Source organism: Nonomuraea sp. NPDC049158, assembly GCF_040648335.1.
Lineage (GTDB): Bacteria > Actinomycetota > Actinomycetes > Streptosporangiales > Streptosporangiaceae > Nonomuraea.
On record NZ_JBEZDM010000007.1, the window covers coordinates 226283 to 244080 of the forward strand.

General features: G+C 70.4%; 18 protein-coding genes. 13 read left to right on the forward strand and 5 right to left on the reverse strand.

The window, feature by feature from the left end:
- Window positions 1-31: 31 nt before the first annotated feature.
- Window positions 32-439, forward strand: a complete 408-nt coding sequence (gene arfB / locus AB0B61_RS18310) for an alternative ribosome rescue aminoacyl-tRNA hydrolase ArfB (protein ID WP_225291497.1) — start codon at window positions 32-34, stop codon at window positions 437-439.
- Between the two features lie 121 nt (window positions 440-560).
- On the opposite strand, the gene AB0B61_RS18315 is transcribed toward arfB, so the two are convergent.
- Window positions 561-1124: an NAD(P)H-dependent oxidoreductase gene (locus tag AB0B61_RS18315; RefSeq protein ID WP_358432813.1), complete on the reverse strand. Its 564-nt coding sequence runs from the start codon at window positions 1122-1124 to the stop codon at window positions 561-563.
- 117 nt (window positions 1125-1241) lie between these two features.
- Here AB0B61_RS18315 and AB0B61_RS18320 point away from each other — a divergent pair, with 117 nt between their 5' ends.
- Window positions 1242-2234 (forward strand): aldo/keto reductase, encoded by a 993-nt coding sequence (locus tag AB0B61_RS18320; protein WP_358432815.1) that lies wholly within the window; start codon window positions 1242-1244, stop codon window positions 2232-2234.
- Window positions 2235-2340: 106 nt separating this feature from the next.
- On the opposite strand, the gene AB0B61_RS18325 is transcribed toward AB0B61_RS18320, so the two are convergent.
- Window positions 2341-3267, reverse strand: a complete 927-nt coding sequence (locus AB0B61_RS18325; RefSeq protein WP_358432817.1) for an acyl-ACP desaturase — start codon at window positions 3265-3267, stop codon at window positions 2341-2343.
- A gap of 77 nt (window positions 3268-3344) precedes the next feature.
- Here AB0B61_RS18325 and AB0B61_RS18330 point away from each other — a divergent pair, with 77 nt between their 5' ends.
- Window positions 3345-3812, forward strand: a complete 468-nt coding sequence (locus AB0B61_RS18330; protein WP_358432819.1) for an NUDIX hydrolase — start codon at window positions 3345-3347, stop codon at window positions 3810-3812.
- Here the strand turns inward: AB0B61_RS18330 and AB0B61_RS18335 are convergent.
- Entirely contained in the window at window positions 3775-4398 is a 624-nt protein-coding gene (locus AB0B61_RS18335) for a hypothetical protein (protein WP_358432821.1), read from the reverse strand. The two genes, AB0B61_RS18330 and AB0B61_RS18335, sit on opposite strands and share 38 nt — an antisense overlap.
- 42 nt (window positions 4399-4440) lie before the next feature.
- Window positions 4441-5229, reverse strand: coding sequence for an HAD-IIA family hydrolase (locus AB0B61_RS18340; protein WP_358432823.1), 789 nt, complete (start codon window positions 5227-5229; stop codon window positions 4441-4443).
- A gap of 53 nt (window positions 5230-5282) precedes the next feature.
- Here AB0B61_RS18340 and AB0B61_RS18345 point away from each other — a divergent pair, with 53 nt between their 5' ends.
- The 8 genes from AB0B61_RS18345 to AB0B61_RS18380 all read left to right on the forward strand — a co-directional run bounded on the left by AB0B61_RS18345 (window position 5283) and on the right by AB0B61_RS18380 (window position 14254).
- Entirely contained in the window at window positions 5283-6473 is a 1191-nt protein-coding gene (locus AB0B61_RS18345; protein WP_358432825.1) for a M20 family metallopeptidase, read from the forward strand.
- A 15-nt stretch (window positions 6474-6488) separates the two neighbouring features.
- Window positions 6489-7451 (forward strand): zinc-binding alcohol dehydrogenase family protein, encoded by a 963-nt coding sequence (locus tag AB0B61_RS18350; RefSeq protein ID WP_358432827.1) that lies wholly within the window; start codon window positions 6489-6491, stop codon window positions 7449-7451.
- A 150-nt stretch (window positions 7452-7601) separates the two neighbouring features.
- Window positions 7602-9425, forward strand: coding sequence for an ABC transporter substrate-binding protein (locus tag AB0B61_RS18355; protein ID WP_358432829.1), 1824 nt, complete (start codon window positions 7602-7604; stop codon window positions 9423-9425).
- Between the two features lie 3 nt (window positions 9426-9428).
- A complete protein-coding gene (locus AB0B61_RS18360; protein ID WP_358432831.1) occupies window positions 9429-10436 on the forward strand; it encodes an ABC transporter permease in 1008 nt (335 codons plus the stop codon).
- On the forward strand, window positions 10433-11338 hold the full coding sequence (locus AB0B61_RS18365) for an ABC transporter permease (protein ID WP_357946135.1): 906 nt from the start codon (window positions 10433-10435) through the stop codon (window positions 11336-11338). The genes AB0B61_RS18360 and AB0B61_RS18365 overlap by 4 nt, the downstream gene beginning before the upstream one ends.
- A gap of 2 nt (window positions 11339-11340) precedes the next feature.
- The gene (locus AB0B61_RS18370; protein ID WP_358432833.1) at window positions 11341-12330 is read left to right on the forward strand and encodes an ABC transporter ATP-binding protein; all 990 of its coding nucleotides are present in this window, start codon (window positions 11341-11343) and stop codon (window positions 12328-12330) included.
- Entirely contained in the window at window positions 12327-13337 is a 1011-nt protein-coding gene (locus AB0B61_RS18375; RefSeq protein WP_358432835.1) for an ABC transporter ATP-binding protein, read from the forward strand. Before AB0B61_RS18370 ends, AB0B61_RS18375 begins: the two co-directional genes overlap by 4 nt.
- Window positions 13334-14254 (forward strand): GNAT family N-acetyltransferase, encoded by a 921-nt coding sequence (locus AB0B61_RS18380; RefSeq protein ID WP_358432837.1) that lies wholly within the window; start codon window positions 13334-13336, stop codon window positions 14252-14254. Before AB0B61_RS18375 ends, AB0B61_RS18380 begins: the two co-directional genes overlap by 4 nt.
- 2 nt (window positions 14255-14256) lie before the next feature.
- On the opposite strand, the gene AB0B61_RS18385 is transcribed toward AB0B61_RS18380, so the two are convergent.
- Window positions 14257-15417 (reverse strand): DUF1343 domain-containing protein, encoded by a 1161-nt coding sequence (locus tag AB0B61_RS18385; RefSeq protein WP_358432839.1) that lies wholly within the window; start codon window positions 15415-15417, stop codon window positions 14257-14259.
- Window positions 15418-15474: 57 nt separating this feature from the next.
- Here AB0B61_RS18385 and murQ point away from each other — a divergent pair, with 57 nt between their 5' ends.
- Both murQ and AB0B61_RS18395 read left to right on the forward strand, forming a co-directional pair.
- Window positions 15475-16374, forward strand: a complete 900-nt coding sequence (gene murQ / locus AB0B61_RS18390) for an N-acetylmuramic acid 6-phosphate etherase (protein WP_358432841.1) — start codon at window positions 15475-15477, stop codon at window positions 16372-16374.
- A gap of 156 nt (window positions 16375-16530) precedes the next feature.
- Window positions 16531-17583, forward strand: a complete 1053-nt coding sequence (locus tag AB0B61_RS18395; RefSeq protein ID WP_358432843.1) for a serine hydrolase domain-containing protein — start codon at window positions 16531-16533, stop codon at window positions 17581-17583.
- Window positions 17584-17798 lie beyond the last annotated feature (215 nt).

Here is a 17798-nt window from a genome sequence, read left to right on the forward strand (position 1 = left end):
TTCACCTTCAAAGAAACAGGAGCACCCCGCCATGCCCGGCCCGCTGGTCGTCAACGACTCGGTCGTCATCCCGGACGCCGAGCTCGTCTGGCGTTTCTCCCGCTCTTCAGGCCCAGGCGGCCAGGGCGTCAACACCACGGACAGCCGGGTCGAGCTCGTCTTCGACGTGTCCGCCACCACGGCGCTGCCGCCGGAGCTCAAGGCCCGCGCCCTGGATCGGCTCGGCTCCCCCACGATCACCATCGCCGCTTCTGAATACCGCTCCCAGCTGCGCAACCGCGAGGCCGCCGAGCAGCGCCTGGCCCAGCGCATCCGCGAGGCCATCGCGCCCCCGCCCAAGCGCCGCCGCGCCACCAAGCCCAGCCGGGGCTCGGTCGAGCGCCGCATCGCCACCAAGAAGCTCCGCTCCGACGTCAAACGCCTGCGCCGCAGCCCCTGACCCGCCATAGCTCGGGTCCGTACGGAAGGACCCGCCGCAGACCGGAGCCGGGACTACGCCGGACAGCCCGCGCAGGCCGGAGCCGGGACTACGCCGGACAGCCCGCGCAAGGGAGGCGGGACTACGCCGAAGGGCCCGCCAGGACCAGCCGGGGTGTGAACACGGGTCGCGTCCTGTGCGGTACGGGGCAGAGCTGGCCGACCACCTCCCGTACCTGATCGCGCAGGTAGAGCGCCGTCAGACGGCCCTGGTCGTCGAAGTGCGGGCAGGTGGGCGAGAGCACCAGCTCCGTGCCCATCACCACCGCGCCCGCGCCGGTGAGCTCCTTGAACAGCTCGGCCTGCGCCCACATGGCGCCGCAGGCGCGCACGCTGGCGCTCATCACGGCGACGTGCTTGCCCGCCAGGCGCCCGCCGCTCGACATCCAGCGCAGCGCGTGGCCCAGCTCAGCCGGGAGCAGGCTGTGCTCGGGCGCGGTGATCAGCACCGCGTCGGACTCGTCCAGCTTGCGCAGCAGGCCCCCGACCTGCTCCGGTACGGGGCCGAGGAAGTGGGGCGGGATCGTGCCGAGCCCCCGCCAGCACTCCAGGCGCGCCCCCCGGGGCAGCTCACCCTCCATTGCCTCCAGCAGCCTGGTGATGAACGATCCCGCGTGGAGGCTCGCGGCGATCCCGAAGATTCTCACCCTTCACTCCCAGGGATGTTGATGTGTGGCCCGTAGTCGGGAACCTTCCCGATGTCGCGGATGTCCAAGACCATCTCCGGGTCAAGAGGGGGCACGGGCTTAACGGATGATGGGCCCATGGACTACGTACGCGTGGGAATGTCGGGCCTGAAGGTGTCGCGGATCGGCCTGGGCATGATGAGCTACGGCGACCCGGCGAACTCACCCTGGTTCCTGCCCGAGGAGGCCGCCGAGCCGATCGTGCGCCGGGCGGTGGACGGCGGGGTGACCTTCTTCGACACCGCCGACATGTACTCCGGCGGCGTCAGCGAGGAGATCACCGGCAGCCTGCTGCGCCGGCTCTTCGACCGCCGCGAGGACTACGTACTGGCGACCAAGGTCGGTTACCCCATGGGCACGGGGGTCAACGATCGCGGTTTGTCGCGCAAGCACATCCTGGACTCGATCGACGCGTCACTGCGGCGGCTCGGCACCGACCACGTGGATCTCTACCAGATCCACCGCTGGGACGACGAGACGCCCATCGAGGAGACCATGCGGGCGCTGGACGACGTGGTCAGGGCGGGCAAGGCCCGCTATATCGGGGCTTCTCTCATGTACGGCTGGCAGCTGGCCAAGGCGCAGAACGTGGCGAAGGCGGCAGGGTTGACCAGGTTCGTGGCGATGCAAACCCGCTACAACCTCGCCTACCGGGAGGAGGAGCGTGAGGTGCTCCCCTACTGTGCCGACCAGGGGCTGGGGGTGCTGCCGTACAGTCCGCTCGCCCGCGGTCTGCTGGCCGGCGGGGAGGGGCGGGCCACCACCAGGGCGGCCCACGAGGACCGTGCGACCGAGAACGACGGCGTCGTGGCGGCGCTGCGGGCCGTCGCCGGGGAGCGCGGCGTGCCGCCCGCGCGGGTGGCCCTGGCCTGGCTGCTCGGCGAGAAGCCCGGCGACGGCACGACGGGCGGGCGCGCGGCGAGCGCCGTCGCCGCGCCGATCGTGGGGGCGACGCGCCCCGGCCACATCGACGACGCGCTCGCCGCCGTGGACCTCGTCCTCACCCCTGACGAGGTCGCCCGCCTGGAGGCCCCTTACCGGCCGCGCGAGCCGTTCGGCTACGGCTGGTGATCGGCGGACGAGCCTGGCCCGCGAGATCCGGCCGCGCGGCGACCGGATGGACTCGGCCGGGCCAGGAATCGAGCCGGGCGGCGTCAGGAGCGGCCCGGACACTCGATCAGCGCTGGGCGGCGCGGGCCTTGCGCTCGGCCCGGCGTTCGACGAACCTGGCCGCCGTCGTCTCGGTCTTGGCCAGGAACTCGGCCAGCTCCTCCCGGGCCTGCTCCCCGCTCGCGTCGAGGCCGGTCTTGTCGAACACCGACCACTGCTTCAGCACCGGCATGAGCACGTCGTCCAGGTGCAGGCGCAGGTCGTAGATGCCCTCGTGGGCGATGATCATCGCCTTGCGGGTGAAGCCCTCGATGCTGGAGCCGGGCATCTGGAAGGTCTTCACGACGTCGGTCACGGCGCGCATGGTCTGGTTGGGGTCCAGCTCGAAGGCGGCCTTGAGCAGGTTGCGGTAGAAGAGCATGTGCAGGTTCTCGTCGGCGGCGATCCTGGCCAGCAGCCGCTCGCAGCCCTCGTCGCCGGAGGCCCGGCCGGTGTTGCGGTGCGCGATGCGGGTGGCCAGCTCCTGGAAGGAGACGTAGGCGAGCTGCTCCAGCATGGTGCCGTACTCGGTGGCGAAGCCCGCCTCCATGTGCGTCATGCGGGCGCGCTCCAGCGCGACCGGGTCGACCGCGCGCGTCACCGTGAGGTAGTCGCGGATCGCGACGCCGTGCCGGCCCTCCTCGGCGGTCCAGCGCCCCACCCAGGTGCCCCACGCGCCGTCACGGCCGAACGTCGTGGCGATCTCGTGGTGGTAGCTGGGCAGGTTGTCCTCGGTGAGGAGGTTGACGATGAGCGAGACCCGGGCGGCCTCGGGCAGTTTCGAGTCGCTGTCCTGCCAGGCCTCGCCGCCGTAGACGCCGTCGAAGTCGCGGCCTTCGCTCCACGGAATGTACTCGTGCGGGAACCACTCTTTCGCCATCGCGTTGTGGCGGTCCAGCTCCCCGGCGACCACGGGCTCCAGCTCGTGCAGAAGTTGCGTCTGCGTCATCGCCATCAAGATCGTCTCCCTGTAGGTTACGGTACCGTAAGTTAGGCTACCCGAAGGTCATACCGGCCAAATAGGGTGGTCGTATGCGACCGAGTGTCCGTGGTGTCCTCCTTGACCATGACGAGCAATTAGTGATCTTCCGCCGGACGGTGCCGGGGCGCCAGGTCTACTGGTCCGTGCCCGGCGGCCACGTCGAGCCCGAGGACGCGACCCTGGAGCACACGCTGCACAGGGAGCTGCTGGAGGAGCTGGGCGCGACGGTCTCGGCCGTGACCCCGCTGACCACGGTCACCTATCCGTGGCAGGGCGAGGTCAAGACTCAGCACGTTTATGGCTGCCGCCTGATCGACATGGACCCGGCCCTGCGGCACGGGCCCGAGTTCGAGGACCCGTCGCGCGGGGTCTACGAGGTCGTACGGCTGCCGCTGCGGGAGGCGGAGATCACCTCCCGGCACGTCGTCCCCGAGGCCGTGGCCGCCTACCTGTCGCGCAACATCAGCGCGCTGCCGCGTCTCATCGGCGGTCCTCGATCTCCCACAGATGGTCGATGACGTGCCAGGCCGTGCGCCGCACGGCGTAGGCGGGCGGCCAGCCGGTGGTCTGCGGCGGCTGCCAGGGGCGTGACAGCACCTCGGCCAGTTCCTCGCGCATGGCGTCGCGGTCCGCCGGACTCTTGTACGGCTTGTGCCGTACGTCGACCTTCCGGGCGTAGGAGCGCTCCGCCTCCGTGACGTGCGCCACGACCTTCGACAGGTCGCGCCCGCCGCCCCGCGGGCCCTTGCGCAGGTCCTCCGGCGACTCGGCGACGACCTCGTCGAACAGCTCCCAGGCGGCGCGCAGCAGCGCCACATGGCGGCGCGCGGTCTCGGCGTCGATCGGCTCCTGGTCGAGCTCGGGGATCGCGTACGGCGCGCCGAAGTCGGTCATCTCGCTGCCCGGCTGGCGGGCGACCACCACGGGATCGCCCGGCTCGAACGGCAGCCCGGCCCGCTCGGCGATCACCCGGTAACGCGGCGCGTAGTCCACGAGCAGGTCGATGGCCGCCTCCTCGCCCTTGGCCACGCGGCACCAGCCGGGCCACTCCAGCGAGCAGGCGAAGACCTTCTTGGGGCCGACCTCCAGGTAGATGTGCGTCATACGGGGCACCTTGCCAGGCTTACCTGTCAGCTGATGTCAGGTTCAGATGAGGTCGATGAGGTCCGCTACCGAGTCGACGACCAGCGACGGCCGGTAGGGGAAGCGGTCGATCTGCTCCTGCTGGGTGACGCCGGTGAGCACCAGGATGGTGTAGAGCCCGGCCTCCATCCCGCACACGATGTCGGTGTCCATCCGGTCGCCGATCATCGCGGTGGTCTCGCTGTGCGCCTCGATCTCGTTGAGCGCGCTGCGCATCATCCGCGGGTTGGGCTTGCCGACGAAGTAGGGCTCGACGTCGGTGGCCTTGGTGATCATGGCGGCGACCGCGCCGCAGGCGGGCAGCGAGCCCTCGGTGGACGGGCCGACCGGGTCCGGGTTCGTGGCGATGAAGCGGGCGCCGCCCTCGATGAGGCGGATCGCCCGGGTGATCTGCGTGAAGCTGTAGGTACGCGTCTCGCCGAGCACCACGTAGTCGGGGTCGAGGTCGGTCAGCACGTAGCCGACCTCGTGCAGCGCGGTGGTCAGCCCGGCCTCGCCGATCACATAGGCGGAGCCGCCGGGCCGCTGGTCGTCGAGGAACTGGGCGGTGGCCAGCGCCGAGGTCCAGATCGACTCGGCGGGCACCTCCAGACCGGCGTTCGCCAGGCGTACCGACAGGTCCCGCTGGGTGTAGATGGAGTTGTTCGTCAGCACCCGGAATTTCTTGCCGGACTCGCTGAGCCGCTTGATGAACACATCCGCACCCGGGACGGGCCGGCCCTCGTGTACGAGAACGCCGTCCATGTCGGAAAGCCAGGAGTTGATCCGCTTACGCTGAGTCACGCGGCCCATCGTACCGAGTGTCCCTTATCGACTTCCTAACCAGCACATGAAGAATGTTGTTCATGTCGTTCACTGAATCCGCGCGCGACCTGCGGGACGAGCTCGTCCGGCTGCGTCAGTCACTGCACACCACCCCTGAGATCGGCCTCGCGCTGCCGCGTACCCAGGAGAAGGTCCTGGCGGCGCTCGACGGGCTGCCCCTGGAGATCACCACCGGGAAGGCGCTCAGCTCGATCACCGCCGTGCTCAGGGGCGGCCGGCCGGGTCCCGCGGTGCTGCTGCGCGGCGACATGGACGCGCTGCCGGTCACCGAGCGCAATGATCTGCCCTACCGGTCGCAGATCGACGGGCAGATGCACGCGTGCGGCCACGACCTGCACACCGCCATGCTCACCGGTGCCGCGCACCTGCTCAGCGCGCGGCGGGCGGAGCTGGCCGGGGACGTCATCTTCATGTTCCAGCCGGGCGAGGAGGGCCATGAGGGCGCCAAGCACATGATCGAGGAGGGCGTGCTCGACGCGGCGGGCGCGCGGCCGGTCGCCGCGTACGGGATGCACGTCGTCTCGTCGATGCTGCCCCCGGGCCTGTTCGCCTCCCGGCCGGGACCGCTCATGGCCGCGGCCGACGTGTTCGAGGTGACGGTGAAGGGGCGCGGCGGGCACGGCTCCAGCCCGCACCGCGCGCTCGACCCCATCCAGGCGGGCTGCGAGATGGTGACGTCGCTGCAGGCGATGGTGACCAGGACGTTCGACGTGTTCGACCCGGTCGTGGTCACGGTCGGGTCCTTCCACGGAGGCACGGCCGACAACGTGATCCCGGACGAGGCGCGCTTCGAGGCGACGGTGCGCACGTTCTCGCCGGGCAACCGGGAGCTGGTGAAGCGGCGGCTGGTGGAGGTGGTCGAGGGTGTCGCGGCCGCGCACGGGCTGTCGGTCGAGGCGTCGTTCGGCATGGGCTACCCGGTCACCGTGAACGATCCCACCGAGGCGGACTTCGTCTCCAGGACCGCCGAGGAGCTGTTCGGGCCCGGGCGCTACTTCGTCACGCCGCACCCGGTGATGGGTTCGGAGGACTTCTCGTACGTGCTGCAGGCCGTCCCCGGGGCATTCGTCTTCCTGGGGGCGTGCCCGCCCGACCGCGATCCGGCCACCGCGCCCTACAACCACTCCCCCGAGGCGCAGTTCGACGACTCCGTGCTGCCGGACGGCGCCGCCCTGTACGCCTCTCTGGCGCTGTCCCGGCTGGCGTCCTGAGCTGAAGGGGTCCCGATGAAGGCATGGATTCCGGATCCGGACCGGCTACTGGTCATGGCGGACAAGCCCATGCCGGAGCCGGGCGTCGGAGAGGTGCTGGTCCAGGTCGAGGCCTGCGGTGTGTGCCGGACCGACCTGCACCTGGTCGAAGGTGATCTGCCGCCCCGCCACCCCGCGATCTCGCCCGGCCACCAGGTGGTCGGGCGCGTGGTCGGCGGGGACGGCGACGTCGGGCAGCGGGTCGGGGTCGCGTGGCTCCGGTGGACCTGCGGGGCCTGCCGGTACTGCCTGGACGGTAAAGAAAATCTTTGCCTTTCGTCGGCCTACACCGGGTGGGATGCCGACGGCGGTTACGCGGAGTATCTGACGGTGCCCGCCGCCTACGTCTACACCCTGCCCGAAGGGGCGCCCGCCGAGAAGCTGGCGCCCCTGCTGTGCGCCGGAATCGTGGGCTATCGGGCGCTGCTCCGCGCCGACCTGCCGGAGGGCGGGCGGCTCGGGGTCTACGGGTTCGGCGCGTCCGCCCACCTGACCACGCAGGCGGCCATCGCCCATGGGGCCGTCGTCCACGTGGTCACCAGGTCGAGCGCCGCCAGGGAGCTGGCCCTGGAGCTGGGCGCGGCCTCCGCCGGGGACCGGCCGCCAGAGCCGCTGGACGCGGCCATCCTGTTCGCGCCCGTGGGCGATCTGGTGCCCGTGGCGCTGGCGGCGCTCGACCGGGGCGGCACGCTCGCCGTGGCCGGGATCCACCTCACCGACATCCCCACGCTGAACTACGAGCGCCACCTCTTCCAGGAACGGACGCTACGGAGCGTGACCGCGAACACCCGGGCCGACGGACGGGCCTATCTGGACCTGGCACTCGGGCGTCCGCCGCACGTGACGACGACGCCCTATCCCTTCGACAGGGCCGCCTCCGCGCTCCGTGATCTGGCAGATGGGCAGGTCAACGGGGCTGCGGTGCTTATGCTGGGCTAATGGCGCCGAGCGCCATCGACATGGGGCATGAAGGAAAGTTACATTAGCCTCACAACACCTGGAGATTATTGACGTGACCTGTGCGTGACCGTAGGGTCCGGCTAATCCCACGCGATCCTCAAGCAGGTCCGACACTCCCCGGAGCGGTACATGAAGCGACTAGCAGCGGTAGTAGCGTTGCTGGGCCTGGCCACTGCCACAGCGTGCAGCAGTGGCTCCACCAACAAGTCCAGCTCGGGCGGTGGTGGCGGGCTCTTCACCACGATCGACGTCAACCGGCCCGGCCTCGACGCCTCGGCGCCGGCCAACCCGTACAACCCCAAGGGCAACTCCTTCTCGGGCTTCAACGCGATGCGCATCGCGTGGGTCAAGAACCACCTGACGGACCCGAACCAGGCTCTGCCCGGCATCGCGGCGAGCTGGGAGATCGCACCGGACAACTCCGCGATCACGCTGAAGCTCCAGCCGAACGCCAAGTGGTCCGACGGCAAGCCGGTCACCGCCGAGGACGTCAAGATGTCCATCGGCATCGCCTACACCCAGGGCAGCACCGCCTTCTCGGTCACCCCGGGCGCGGCGGGCGCCGCCGCGGAGATCACGGTCGTCGACAACCAGACCTTGAAGATCACGCAGGACATGGCCAGCCCCAGTCCGAAGTTCGCCCGCGGCGTGCTCGACACGGCCGTCCTGCCCGCCCACGTGTGGAGCAGCGTTCTTCCGGCGGACTTCTGGGACAAGCTCAAGACCGCCCGGGGCGACGGCGCGGCGGCGGAGGCGGCTCGCACGGAGATCACCGCCATCGGCCAGAAGGTGATCGCCTTCGCCCCGCCCAAGGACGTCTCCGCCGGTCCGTTCGTGCTGGAGCGGGTCAACCCCGGAGAAGCCCTGCTGGTCAAGAACAAGAACTTCTACAACGCCGCCAACGTGGCTCCGGCGCAGGTGAAGTTCCTCAACTACACCGGCAACGAGCAGATCTGGAACTACCTCACCGCCGGCAAGCTCGACCAGTCCGGATTCGTCGCCGCTCCCACGGACGTGATGAACCGGATCAAGCAGGGCCCGGGCAACGAGGTCATCAAGGGCTACTCGCCGGTGGCCGTGAGCATGGCCTTCAACCAGTCCAAGAAGCCCTATGACAACGTGCACGTGCGCAGGGGCCTGGCCTACCTCATCGACCGCGACCAGGTCACCAAGGTCGCCTCGCCCGAGGGTGGCACGCCGGCCGTCACGACCAGCGGCATCCACCAGAAGGCCGCGCAGGCCTGGATCCCCGACACGCTTCCGAAGCTCGACCCGTACAAGCCCGACGCGGCCAAGGCCGAGGCGGAGTTCAAGTCGGCCGGGCTGACGAAGAAGGACGGCAAGTGGACGCTGGCCGACGGCAAGCCGTGGAAGGTCTCCATGCACGCGCCGGCCGGATTCTCCGACTGGCTGTCGGCGCAGGAGAACATCAAGAGCCAGCTGATCAAGGCCGGCATCGACGCGGAGATCCAGACCAGCCCCGACTACCCCGTCTACCTTGAGGAGCTGGCGGCCGGCAAGTACGACGTGGGCTTCTGGCTCATGGCGCTCGGCCCGGCGCCGTACGACATCTTCCAGCGCCTCTACGGTGCCTCCAACGGCTGGACCAACGTCGCGGGCAAGATCGAGCACTCCCCGGCGGGCAAGGGCGGCAACTGGATGGGCGGCCCCGAGCAGATCGACGTCAACGGCACCAAGATCGACCCGGGTGAGCTGACCGGCAAGCTGAACTCGGCCAACGAGGAGGCGGCCAAGCCGATCATGGCGCAGCTGGCGACGGCGGCCAACCAGGACCTGCCGGTCATCCAGCTCTGGGACTACGTCAACAACCAGTTCGTCAACAACAGCCGATTCACCGGCTGGCCCCACGACGACGAGATCCTTCGTCTCGGCACCGGCGTGCTCGCGTCCGGTGTGTGGATCCAGCTCGGCATGGTCAAGTCGAAGCAGTAACTTATGACGCTTATCGCACGGCGACTCGCGGGCCACCTGGCCCGCGGTTTCGTCATGATCATCGTGGTAGCCACGATCAGCTTCTTCATCATCAACAACATCCCGGGCGACCCCATGGCGGCCCAGTACGACAAGCTGCTCCAGAGCGGCATGTCTCCGGAGGCGGCCACGCAGGCCGTCAAGGTGCTGTACGGGTTCCAGCCGACGGGCTCGCTGTGGCAGCAGTACACCGACTACATCGGCGGGCTGCTCCACTTCGATCTCGGCACCTCGGTCAGCCGTCCGGGACAGCCCGTCCTCGGCGTGCTCGGCGAGGCGGCCAAGTGGACCATCCTGCCGGTGCTGGGGGGCACGCTGCTCAGCTTCCTCGTCGGCGTCATCCTGGGTGTCTACGCGGCCATCAAGCGCAAGAGCAAGCTGGGCGACGCCCTGGCCATCTCCGGCTCGCTGCTGCACGGCATCCCGCAGTATGTGCTGGCGATGCTGCTCGTGGTCATCTTCGCCACGCTCATCCCCATCCTGCCGGCCGACGGGCCGGTGGACATCATGTTCGAGCCGGGCTTCAACGCCGGCTACCTCGGCTCGCTGGCCGAGCACGCGGTGCTGCCGATCGCCACCTACGCGCTGTCGGCCTACGGCGGCTGGGTGCTGGCGATGAAGTCGAGCGTGGTCACCGTGCTCGGCGACGACTTCATCCTGGCCGCCGAGCTGCGCGGCATGAAGCGCTCGATCATCTTCCGCTACATCGCGCGTAACGCGATCCTGCCGCTGTTCACGATCCTCGCCCTGTCTCTCGGGCTGCTGCTCGGCGGCGCGGTCTTCATCGAGAAGATCTTCAACTATCCGGGACTCGGGTGGCTGCTCATCGAGAGCATCAACACCCGCGACTACGCGCTGATGGGCGGGGCCTTCCTGCTGATCACCGCCGCCGTCATCGTGGCGAACATCGTGGCCGACCTGTTCTACACGGTGATCGACCCGCGGGTGCGCGGCGGAGAGGACTCGACATGAGCACCGTGCTGATCCCTGAGACGGCCTCCGCCGCCGCGACCATGCGCCGTAACTTCTGGCTCGGCGTCTGGCGGGTGATGAAGCGCAAGCCCAGCCGGCTGGCCGGGGTGATCATCATCGCCGGCTTCGCGTTCATGGGCGCCTTCGGGCCGATGTTCTATCCGGACCAGCTGCCGGGCGACACCAACGCCATCACCCAGGCGCCCAGCTGGGCGCACTGGTTCGGCACCGATCCCCAGGGCAGGGACGTGCTCGCGCTGGTCATCACCGGCTCCCGCTACGTCCTGCTCAGCGCCGCGGTGACCGCGGTCATCACGGTGGTCTTCGGTACGACGCTCGGCCTGTTCTCCGGGTTCAAGCGGGGCCGCTGGGACAGCGTGCTCATGCGGATCACCGACATGAAGCTCACCATCCCCGGCCTGCCGCTGCTGCTGGTCCTGGCGATGGTCTGGAAGTTCGGCAGCCCGATCCAGATGGGCCTGGTGCTCGGCCTGCTCGGCTGGGGCGGGGTGGCGCGGGCCGTGCGCGCCCAGACGCTGTCCCTGCGCGAACGCGGCTTCATCGAGGCCGCGCGCGGGCTGGGCCTGTCCACCAGGCACATCATCAGCAAGGAACTGCTGCCCAGCATGGCTCCGTACATCGCGATGAACATGCTCATCGCGGTCACCGGCGCCGTCTACGCGCAGGTGGGCCTGTTCTTCCTGGGCGTCCTGCCGTACGAGGCGAACAACTGGGGCGTGATGCTCAACCTGGCCGTGTTCCAGGCGGGCGCCATGATCACGCCCAACGCGCTCGGTTACCTGCTGGGGCCGCTGCTGGCGATCCTGCTGCTCACCCTTGGCATCGTGCTCGTGGTCGACGCCATGGACGAGATCTTCAACCCCCGGCTGCGTGAGGAGTAGCAGTGGCGGACCAAGCGCCGGGAGTGCGCATCGACGGCCTCACGGTCGTCTACAAGACGCCGGCGGGCGAGTTGCCCGCCGTACGCGGTATCAGCCTGACCCTGGAGCCCGGCACGATCACCGGCATCGTCGGCGAGTCGGGATCCGGCAAGTCCACGCTGGCCCTGTCGCTGCTCAACGCGGTGCAGCCGCCGGGCAGGATCGCGGCGGGCAGCGTGGAGATCGACGGGCTCGGCGACGTGGTCGGGCTCGCGGGCGAGGAACTGCGCAAGGCCAGGGGCGCCCACATCGGGTACGTCTTCCAGGCCGCCCAGAACTCCCTCAACCCGCTCAAGACAGTCGGCAAGCAGCTGCTCGACCTGGGCCGCTCGCACGGCGTCGAGGACCTGCCCGGCCTGGTCCGCGAGGCCAGGGAACTGCTGGGCCGGATGGGTCTCGACGGGGCCAGGGTGCTGGACTCGCACCAGCACGAGCTGTCCGGCGGCATGCGGCAGCGGGTCGGCATCATGCTGGCGCTGGTGCTCAACGCGCACCTGGTGGTGCTGGACGAGCCGACGACCGCGCTGGACATGATCACCCAGGCGAACATCCTGAAGATCGTCCGCGAGGTGCACGCCGAGCGCGGCCTGACCACCCTGGTGATCACGCACGACATCGGCGTGGTGGCCGAGGTGGCCGACCGGCTCGCGGTCATGTACGGCGGACGCCTGGTGGAGCAGGGGCCCACCAGGGAGGTGCTGAGCGCGCCCCGCCATCCCTACACCAGGGGCCTGATCAAGGCGATCCCCCGGCTGGTCGGCGACATCGACGAGGCCCGCGCGCTGCCGGGACGGCCGCCGACGCTGGCGACGGTGCCCAAGGAGGGCTGCGTGTTCAGGGAGCGCTGCGCGCTGCGGATGGACGTGTGCGACACCGTCGATCCCTCGGTGGTGGCGGACGGGGCGAGGTTCGTGGCCTGCCACGCGGTGACGGTGAAGGAGCACGCTTCGTGATTACCGGGACGGGCATCACCAAGACGTTCAAGCAGCGCGGCAACATGCTCGGCAAGCGGGAGGTCCCGGCGCTGCGCGGCGTGGACTTCGCGATCGCCAAGGGCGGGTCCGCGTCGTTCATCGGCGAGTCGGGCTGCGGCAAGACCACGCTCGGGCGCATCATCGCCGGGCTGGAGACCTACGACGCGGGCGAGATCGCGATCGACGGGACGCCCATGTCGCCGCTGAAGGTCAAGCAGCGGCAGCCGCACTTCCGCAAGATCCAGATGATCCACCAGGACCCCTACTCGGCGCTGAACCCGACCCGGACGATCTACCAGACCCTCCAGGCGCCGCTGGCGCTGCGGGCCGGGCAGACCGGCCGGCCCAAGGGGTGGATCGACGAGCGGGCCGCCGAGGTGCTGTCGCTGGTCGGCCTCGACCCCGGAACGGTCCTGTCGCGCTACCCGCACCAGCTCTCGGGCGGCATGCGGCAGCGCGTCGTGATCGCCCGCGCGCTGACCGTCGACCCCGAGATGCTCGTCGCCGACGAGGCGGTCTCGATGATCGACGTGTCGTTGCGGCTCGGCATCCTGGCGCTGCTGAAGGACCTGCGCGAGCGGCTGGGCGTCAGCGTGCTGTTCATCACGCACGACGTGGCCACCGCGCGCTACATCGGCGGTGACGGCGAGCTGTACGTCATCTACCGCGGCCAGGTCGTGGAGCGCGGGCCGGTGGACACGATCATCGCCGACCCGGTGCATCCGTACACGCAGTCGCTGCTGTCGGCCATCCCCGTCCTGCACGGGCTGGAGCGGCCCGGTGAGGAGCCGGTGGTGCCGCTGGAGGCGCTCGCCGCGGACCACTCCGACAGCGGGTGCCTGTTCGCGCCCCGGTGCCCGTTCCGGGGCGACGGGTGCACGAGCGAGCGGCCGCTGCTCCAGGTGACGGACGGCGTACCTCAGGAGCACGCCTGCTACTACCCGCGGCGGCGCAGCGTCATCGCGCGCCCGATGAGCGAGGTGTGACCCTGGTGACCCGGCAGGCCGACGCCGCAGTCCGGCACGCCGACGCGGCCGACCTCGCGGTCGCCGCGGAGGTGGCGCGGGCGGCGCTCACGCTGGACGGCGGTGAAGGGGCGGCCCTGGTCGAGCGGCTGGCGCGGCCCCCCGCGGGTCGGCGCTGGACCGCCCTGGTGAGGGACGGCGGGGTCGTCATGGCCTCGGTGTCCGCCAAGGATCCGGCCGTCGGGCACCTCGATCTGCTGGCCGTACACCCTGACGCGCGGGGGCGGGGGCACGGCCGGGCGCTGGTCGGCGCGGCCGAGGAGTGGCTGCGGTCGGAGGGGGCGAGGCAGGCGCGCTTCGCCGGGAACCCGCCCTGCTACGCCTGGCCGGGCATCGACGTGCGCTACACCGCCGCCGCGTGCCTGGCGGAGCGCCTCGGCTACGAGCGCTATCACGTGGCCTGGAACATGACCGCCGACCTCGGCGCGGACCTGTCCGTCGAAGAGGATCTGGTACGGCTGGCCGAGGCCGGTGTGAGCGTGCACGCGTCCGCGACGGACCGGGATCTCGCGGCGGACCAAGAGCGTGCGGCGGACCGCGAGCGGGTCGCCGCGTTCGTGCGCGAGCGCTGGAACCAGAACTGGGCCTGGGAGGCCGCCAACGCCGCCGGGCTGCACTACGCCGAGCGTGACGGGCGGATCCTGGGGTTCGCCGCCTGGGGGGCGCGGCCCGCGTGGTTCGGGCCGATGGGGACGGCGCCCGAGGCGCGCGGGCTCGGCGTGGGCGGCGTGCTGCTGCGCCGCTGCCTGGCCGAGATGCGCGCCGCCGGACTGTCCAGCGCGCAGATCGGCTGGGTCGGGCCGCTGCGGTTCTACTCGCGCGCCGTGGGCGCGCGGGCCGAACGCGTCTTCTGGCTCTACCGACGCGATCTGGCGTGATGTCACACGTCGGTACGGATTCCGCAATCTTCGGTGCGCCGCTGAACGTGGCCTCCGTAGAGGAGCCGTCCCTCGGGGTGGACGGGGTCAGGGCAGAGCGCACGTGGGTCCTCCCCGGCGTCCAGGCACCTCGTGAGCGTGTCGGAGCCCCACAGGTGGTCCAGGAACAGCTCGGGCCCCCACCAGGCCAGCTCGCCCGGGTACAGCGTGCGGGCCACGTGCAGCATCGACAGGCCGGTCAGCACCGGCCGGTACACCTCCCGGTCGTGCACGTGCAGCTGGACCCCGTGCACGGTCGTGCCCGCGTGCTTGTGGAACGTCGGCGTGAACCAGGTCTCCCTGAAGCGCACCCCGGGCAGGCCGAGCGCGTTGAGCGCGGGCGCGAACCGGTCATCGACGTACGGGGCGCCGACCAGCTCGAACGGCCGGGTGGTGCCGCGTCCCTCGGAGAAGTTCGTGCCCTCGAACAGCCCGGTGGCCGGGTAGGCGTAGGCGGTCTCGACGGTCGGCATGTTGACCGACGGCATCACCCAGGGCAGCCCGGTCTCGGCGTAGGTCATGCCGCGCCGCCACCCGTCCATGGTGACCACGCGCAGGTCCAGGTCGAAGCCGAACAGCGTGGCCAGCTCGCCCGCGGTCCTGCCGTGGCGTACCGGCAGCGGGAACCTGCCGACGAAGCTGGCGAACTCCGGATCGAGCAGCGGTCCCTCCTCGAGGGTCCCGCCGAGCGGGTTGGGCCGGTCCAGCACCACGAACCGCAGGCCCAGCCGGCTCGCCGCGGCCATGAGGTCGTACATGGTCCAGATGTAGGTGTAGAAGCGGGTGCCGATGTCGGCGATGTCGAACACCAGCGTGTCGACCCCGGAGCCGGCCACCACCTCCTCCAGCGCCGCGCCGGAGACCTTGTGCGTGTTGAAGACGGGCAGGCCGGTTCCGGGGTCGATCGTGTCGGACTCGCCGCCGTTCGCCTGAGCGGTCCCCCGCATGCCGTGCTCCGGGCCGAACAGCGCCGTCAGCGGCACTCCGGCCGCGCTGAGGGCGTCCGTCGTGGGGGTCAGATCAGGCAGGACGCCTGTCGGGTTGGTGATCAGGCCCAGCCGGGCGCCACCCGCCAGGGTGGGATCCGTGGCCAGCCGTTCAGCGCCAGTGCGTACGTACGTCATGAACCCATTGTCTGAAAGATATTTACAAGAGAGAAGTAGAGGGTGGAAATTAGCGTCATGATTGATCCGCTCCCCGAGCTGCCCACCGAACAGAGCGATCCCCGCTACAGCCAGATCGACCGGCTGCCGACAGAGCAGGTCGCCCGGCTGATGAACCAGGCCGACGCCGCCGTGCCCGCCGCGGTCGCCGTCGCGATCCCGGTCATCTCCGCCGCCATCGACGCGATCGCCGCGCGCATGGCCGAGGGCGGGCGGCTGCTGTACGTCGGCGCCGGTACGTCGGGGCGGCTGGCCGTGCTCGACGCCTCCGAGTGCCCGCCGACGTTCGGCACCGATCCGTCGCTCGTGCAGGGCATCATCGCGGGCGGCCCGGACGCGCTCACCCGTTCCGTCGAGGGCGCGGAGGACGACGCCGCCGCGGGCGCCGCCTCGCTGGCTGAGCTGGAGGTGGGCCCGCTGGACTCGGTGGTGGGCGTGTCGGCCAGCGGGCGGGCGCCTTTCGTGCTCGGCGCGCTGGCGGAGGCGACCCGGCGGGACGCGCTGACCGTCAGCCTCTCGTGCAACGACGGCGCGCCCCTGTCGGCCGCCGCCGAGCACGCGATCGAGGTGGTGGTGGGTCCCGAGGTGGTGACCGGCTCCACCCGGCTCAAGGCGGGCACGGCTCAGAAGCTGGTGCTCAACATGATCTCCACCATCTCCATGGTCCGGCTCGGCCGTACGTACGGCAACAAGATGATCGAGATGTCGGCGATGAACAGCAAGCTGGCCGACCGGGCGCTCCGCATGGTGCGCGACATCACCGGCGCCGACCACGACACGGCGGGCAAGGCGCTGGACGCGGCGGGCGGACAGGCGAAGATAGCGGTGCTGATGATCCAGCACGGGCTGGATGCCGGCGGGGCTCGCGCCCTGCTGGAATCGCACGGCGAGCGACTCAGCGACGCGCTGAGCAGCTGACCGACTGAGCGGCTGAGCGGCTGAGCGGCTGAGCGGCTGAGCGGCTGAGCGGCTGAGCGGCTGACGGCCGCGCTGACGGGGCGGGGACTCGCTGACCGGAACCGCTCGTGGGCGCGGTGAACCCACGAGCCGGTGAACTTACGGGGAGGCTGAACGATGTCCGATCGGCTGGACGCGATCCTGGCGGACGGCGTGCCGCGCGTGTGCTCGGCGGCGGTGGCGATCATCTCCGTGGACGGCTCGGTGGCGGCCTCGGCCGTCGCCGGGGAGCTCGTCCGCTATGCCGACCTCGAGGGGACCCTGACCGCCGACCGGCCGGCGGCGGCCCGCGACTCGGTCTTCGACCTGGCCTCGATCAGCAAGTTGTTCACCACGGCCGTGGTGCTGTCGCTGGCCGAGGAGGGCCGCCTGGATCTCGACGAGCCGGTGGCGGCCTGGCTGCCGGGCACCGACCCCCGGGTCACCCTGCGGCGCCTGCTCACGCACACGGCCGGCCTGCGGCCCACCCGCCGCATCGACCTCGAACTGCCCGACGCCGATCCGGCCGCGCGCATGGCGGCGATGATCGGCACTCCGGTCACCGGCCCCGTCGGCGGGCCGTACCTCTATACGGACGTGGGCATGGTCATGGTGGGCCGCGTCGCCGAACTGGCGGGCGGCGCGCCGCTGGACGCGCTGGTCGGCGAGAGGGTCACCGGCGTGCTCGGCCTGACCGACACCGGCTACCGGCCGGGTCCGGCGACGCTCCTGCGGATCGCCGCCACCGAGTGGAAGCCCGAGCGCCAGGGACCGGGCTGTGTGCGCGGCGAGGTGCACGACGAGACCGCGTACGGCCTGGGCGGCGTGGCGGGGCACGCGGGCGTGTTCGCGACGGCCGACGACCTGCTGGCGTTCGGCGAGGCGCTGCGGCTGGGCGGCGGCCCGTTGCTGCGCCCGGAGACCGTGGCCGAGATGGTCCGCGACCAGGGAGCGGAGGGCGCCGCGTTCCGGCACGGCCTCGGCGTACGGATCGGCGACCCGGCCATCGTGGGACCGCTGAGCGCCGCCTTCGGCCATTCCGGCTTCACCGGCACCTCACTGGTCGTCGACCCGGTTCGCGGGCTGACCGTGGTGCTGCTGACGAACGCGGTACATCCGGTGCGGGGCCGCGACGGCATCCGCGGCCTGCGCCACGCGGTCGCCGCGGAGGCGCTGCGGCTCGCGGGCTGAAGCAGCTATTTCACATATCCGGCAATACATCGCAAAAGCGGCAGCTATCCGCAGCGGAAGCCGCCTTATAAGCCCTTTATAGGGATCAAACGCCCAATTGACAGAAACAGCTCCTGGTTTCACTGGCGACACGTTTCCCACACGCGCTTCGGGCGCGGAAAGATCGCGTGAAAGCACCCTTTCCTGGCATGGCGTTAAATGACATGATTCTCGAG

Excerpts from the sequence above, each read along its gene's own strand:
- AB0B61_RS18340 (WP_358432823.1), bottom strand. The coding sequence starts at position 5,229 with ATGGGCCGCGTGACTCAGCGTAAGCGGATCAACTCCTGGCTTTCCGAC.
- AB0B61_RS18335 (WP_358432821.1), bottom strand. The coding sequence starts at position 4,398 with ATGACGCACATCTACCTGGAGGTCGGCCCCAAGAAGGTCTTCGCCTGC.
- AB0B61_RS18330 (WP_358432819.1), top strand. The coding sequence starts at position 3,345 with ATGCGACCGAGTGTCCGTGGTGTCCTCCTTGACCATGACGAGCAATTA.
- AB0B61_RS18320 (WP_358432815.1), top strand. The coding sequence starts at position 1,242 with ATGGACTACGTACGCGTGGGAATGTCGGGCCTGAAGGTGTCGCGGATC.
- AB0B61_RS18360 (WP_358432831.1), top strand. The coding sequence starts at position 9,429 with ATGACGCTTATCGCACGGCGACTCGCGGGCCACCTGGCCCGCGGTTTC.
- arfB (WP_225291497.1), top strand. The coding sequence starts at position 32 with ATGCCCGGCCCGCTGGTCGTCAACGACTCGGTCGTCATCCCGGACGCC.
- AB0B61_RS18345 (WP_358432825.1), top strand. The coding sequence starts at position 5,283 with ATGTCGTTCACTGAATCCGCGCGCGACCTGCGGGACGAGCTCGTCCGG.
- murQ (WP_358432841.1), top strand. The coding sequence starts at position 15,475 with ATGATTGATCCGCTCCCCGAGCTGCCCACCGAACAGAGCGATCCCCGC.
- AB0B61_RS18365 (WP_357946135.1), top strand. The coding sequence starts at position 10,433 with ATGAGCACCGTGCTGATCCCTGAGACGGCCTCCGCCGCCGCGACCATG.
- AB0B61_RS18385 (WP_358432839.1), bottom strand. The coding sequence starts at position 15,417 with ATGACGTACGTACGCACTGGCGCTGAACGGCTGGCCACGGATCCCACC.
- AB0B61_RS18395 (WP_358432843.1), top strand. The coding sequence starts at position 16,531 with ATGTCCGATCGGCTGGACGCGATCCTGGCGGACGGCGTGCCGCGCGTG.
- AB0B61_RS18350 (WP_358432827.1), top strand. The coding sequence starts at position 6,489 with ATGAAGGCATGGATTCCGGATCCGGACCGGCTACTGGTCATGGCGGAC.
- AB0B61_RS18355 (WP_358432829.1), top strand. The coding sequence starts at position 7,602 with ATGAAGCGACTAGCAGCGGTAGTAGCGTTGCTGGGCCTGGCCACTGCC.
- AB0B61_RS18325 (WP_358432817.1), bottom strand. The coding sequence starts at position 3,267 with ATGGCGATGACGCAGACGCAACTTCTGCACGAGCTGGAGCCCGTGGTC.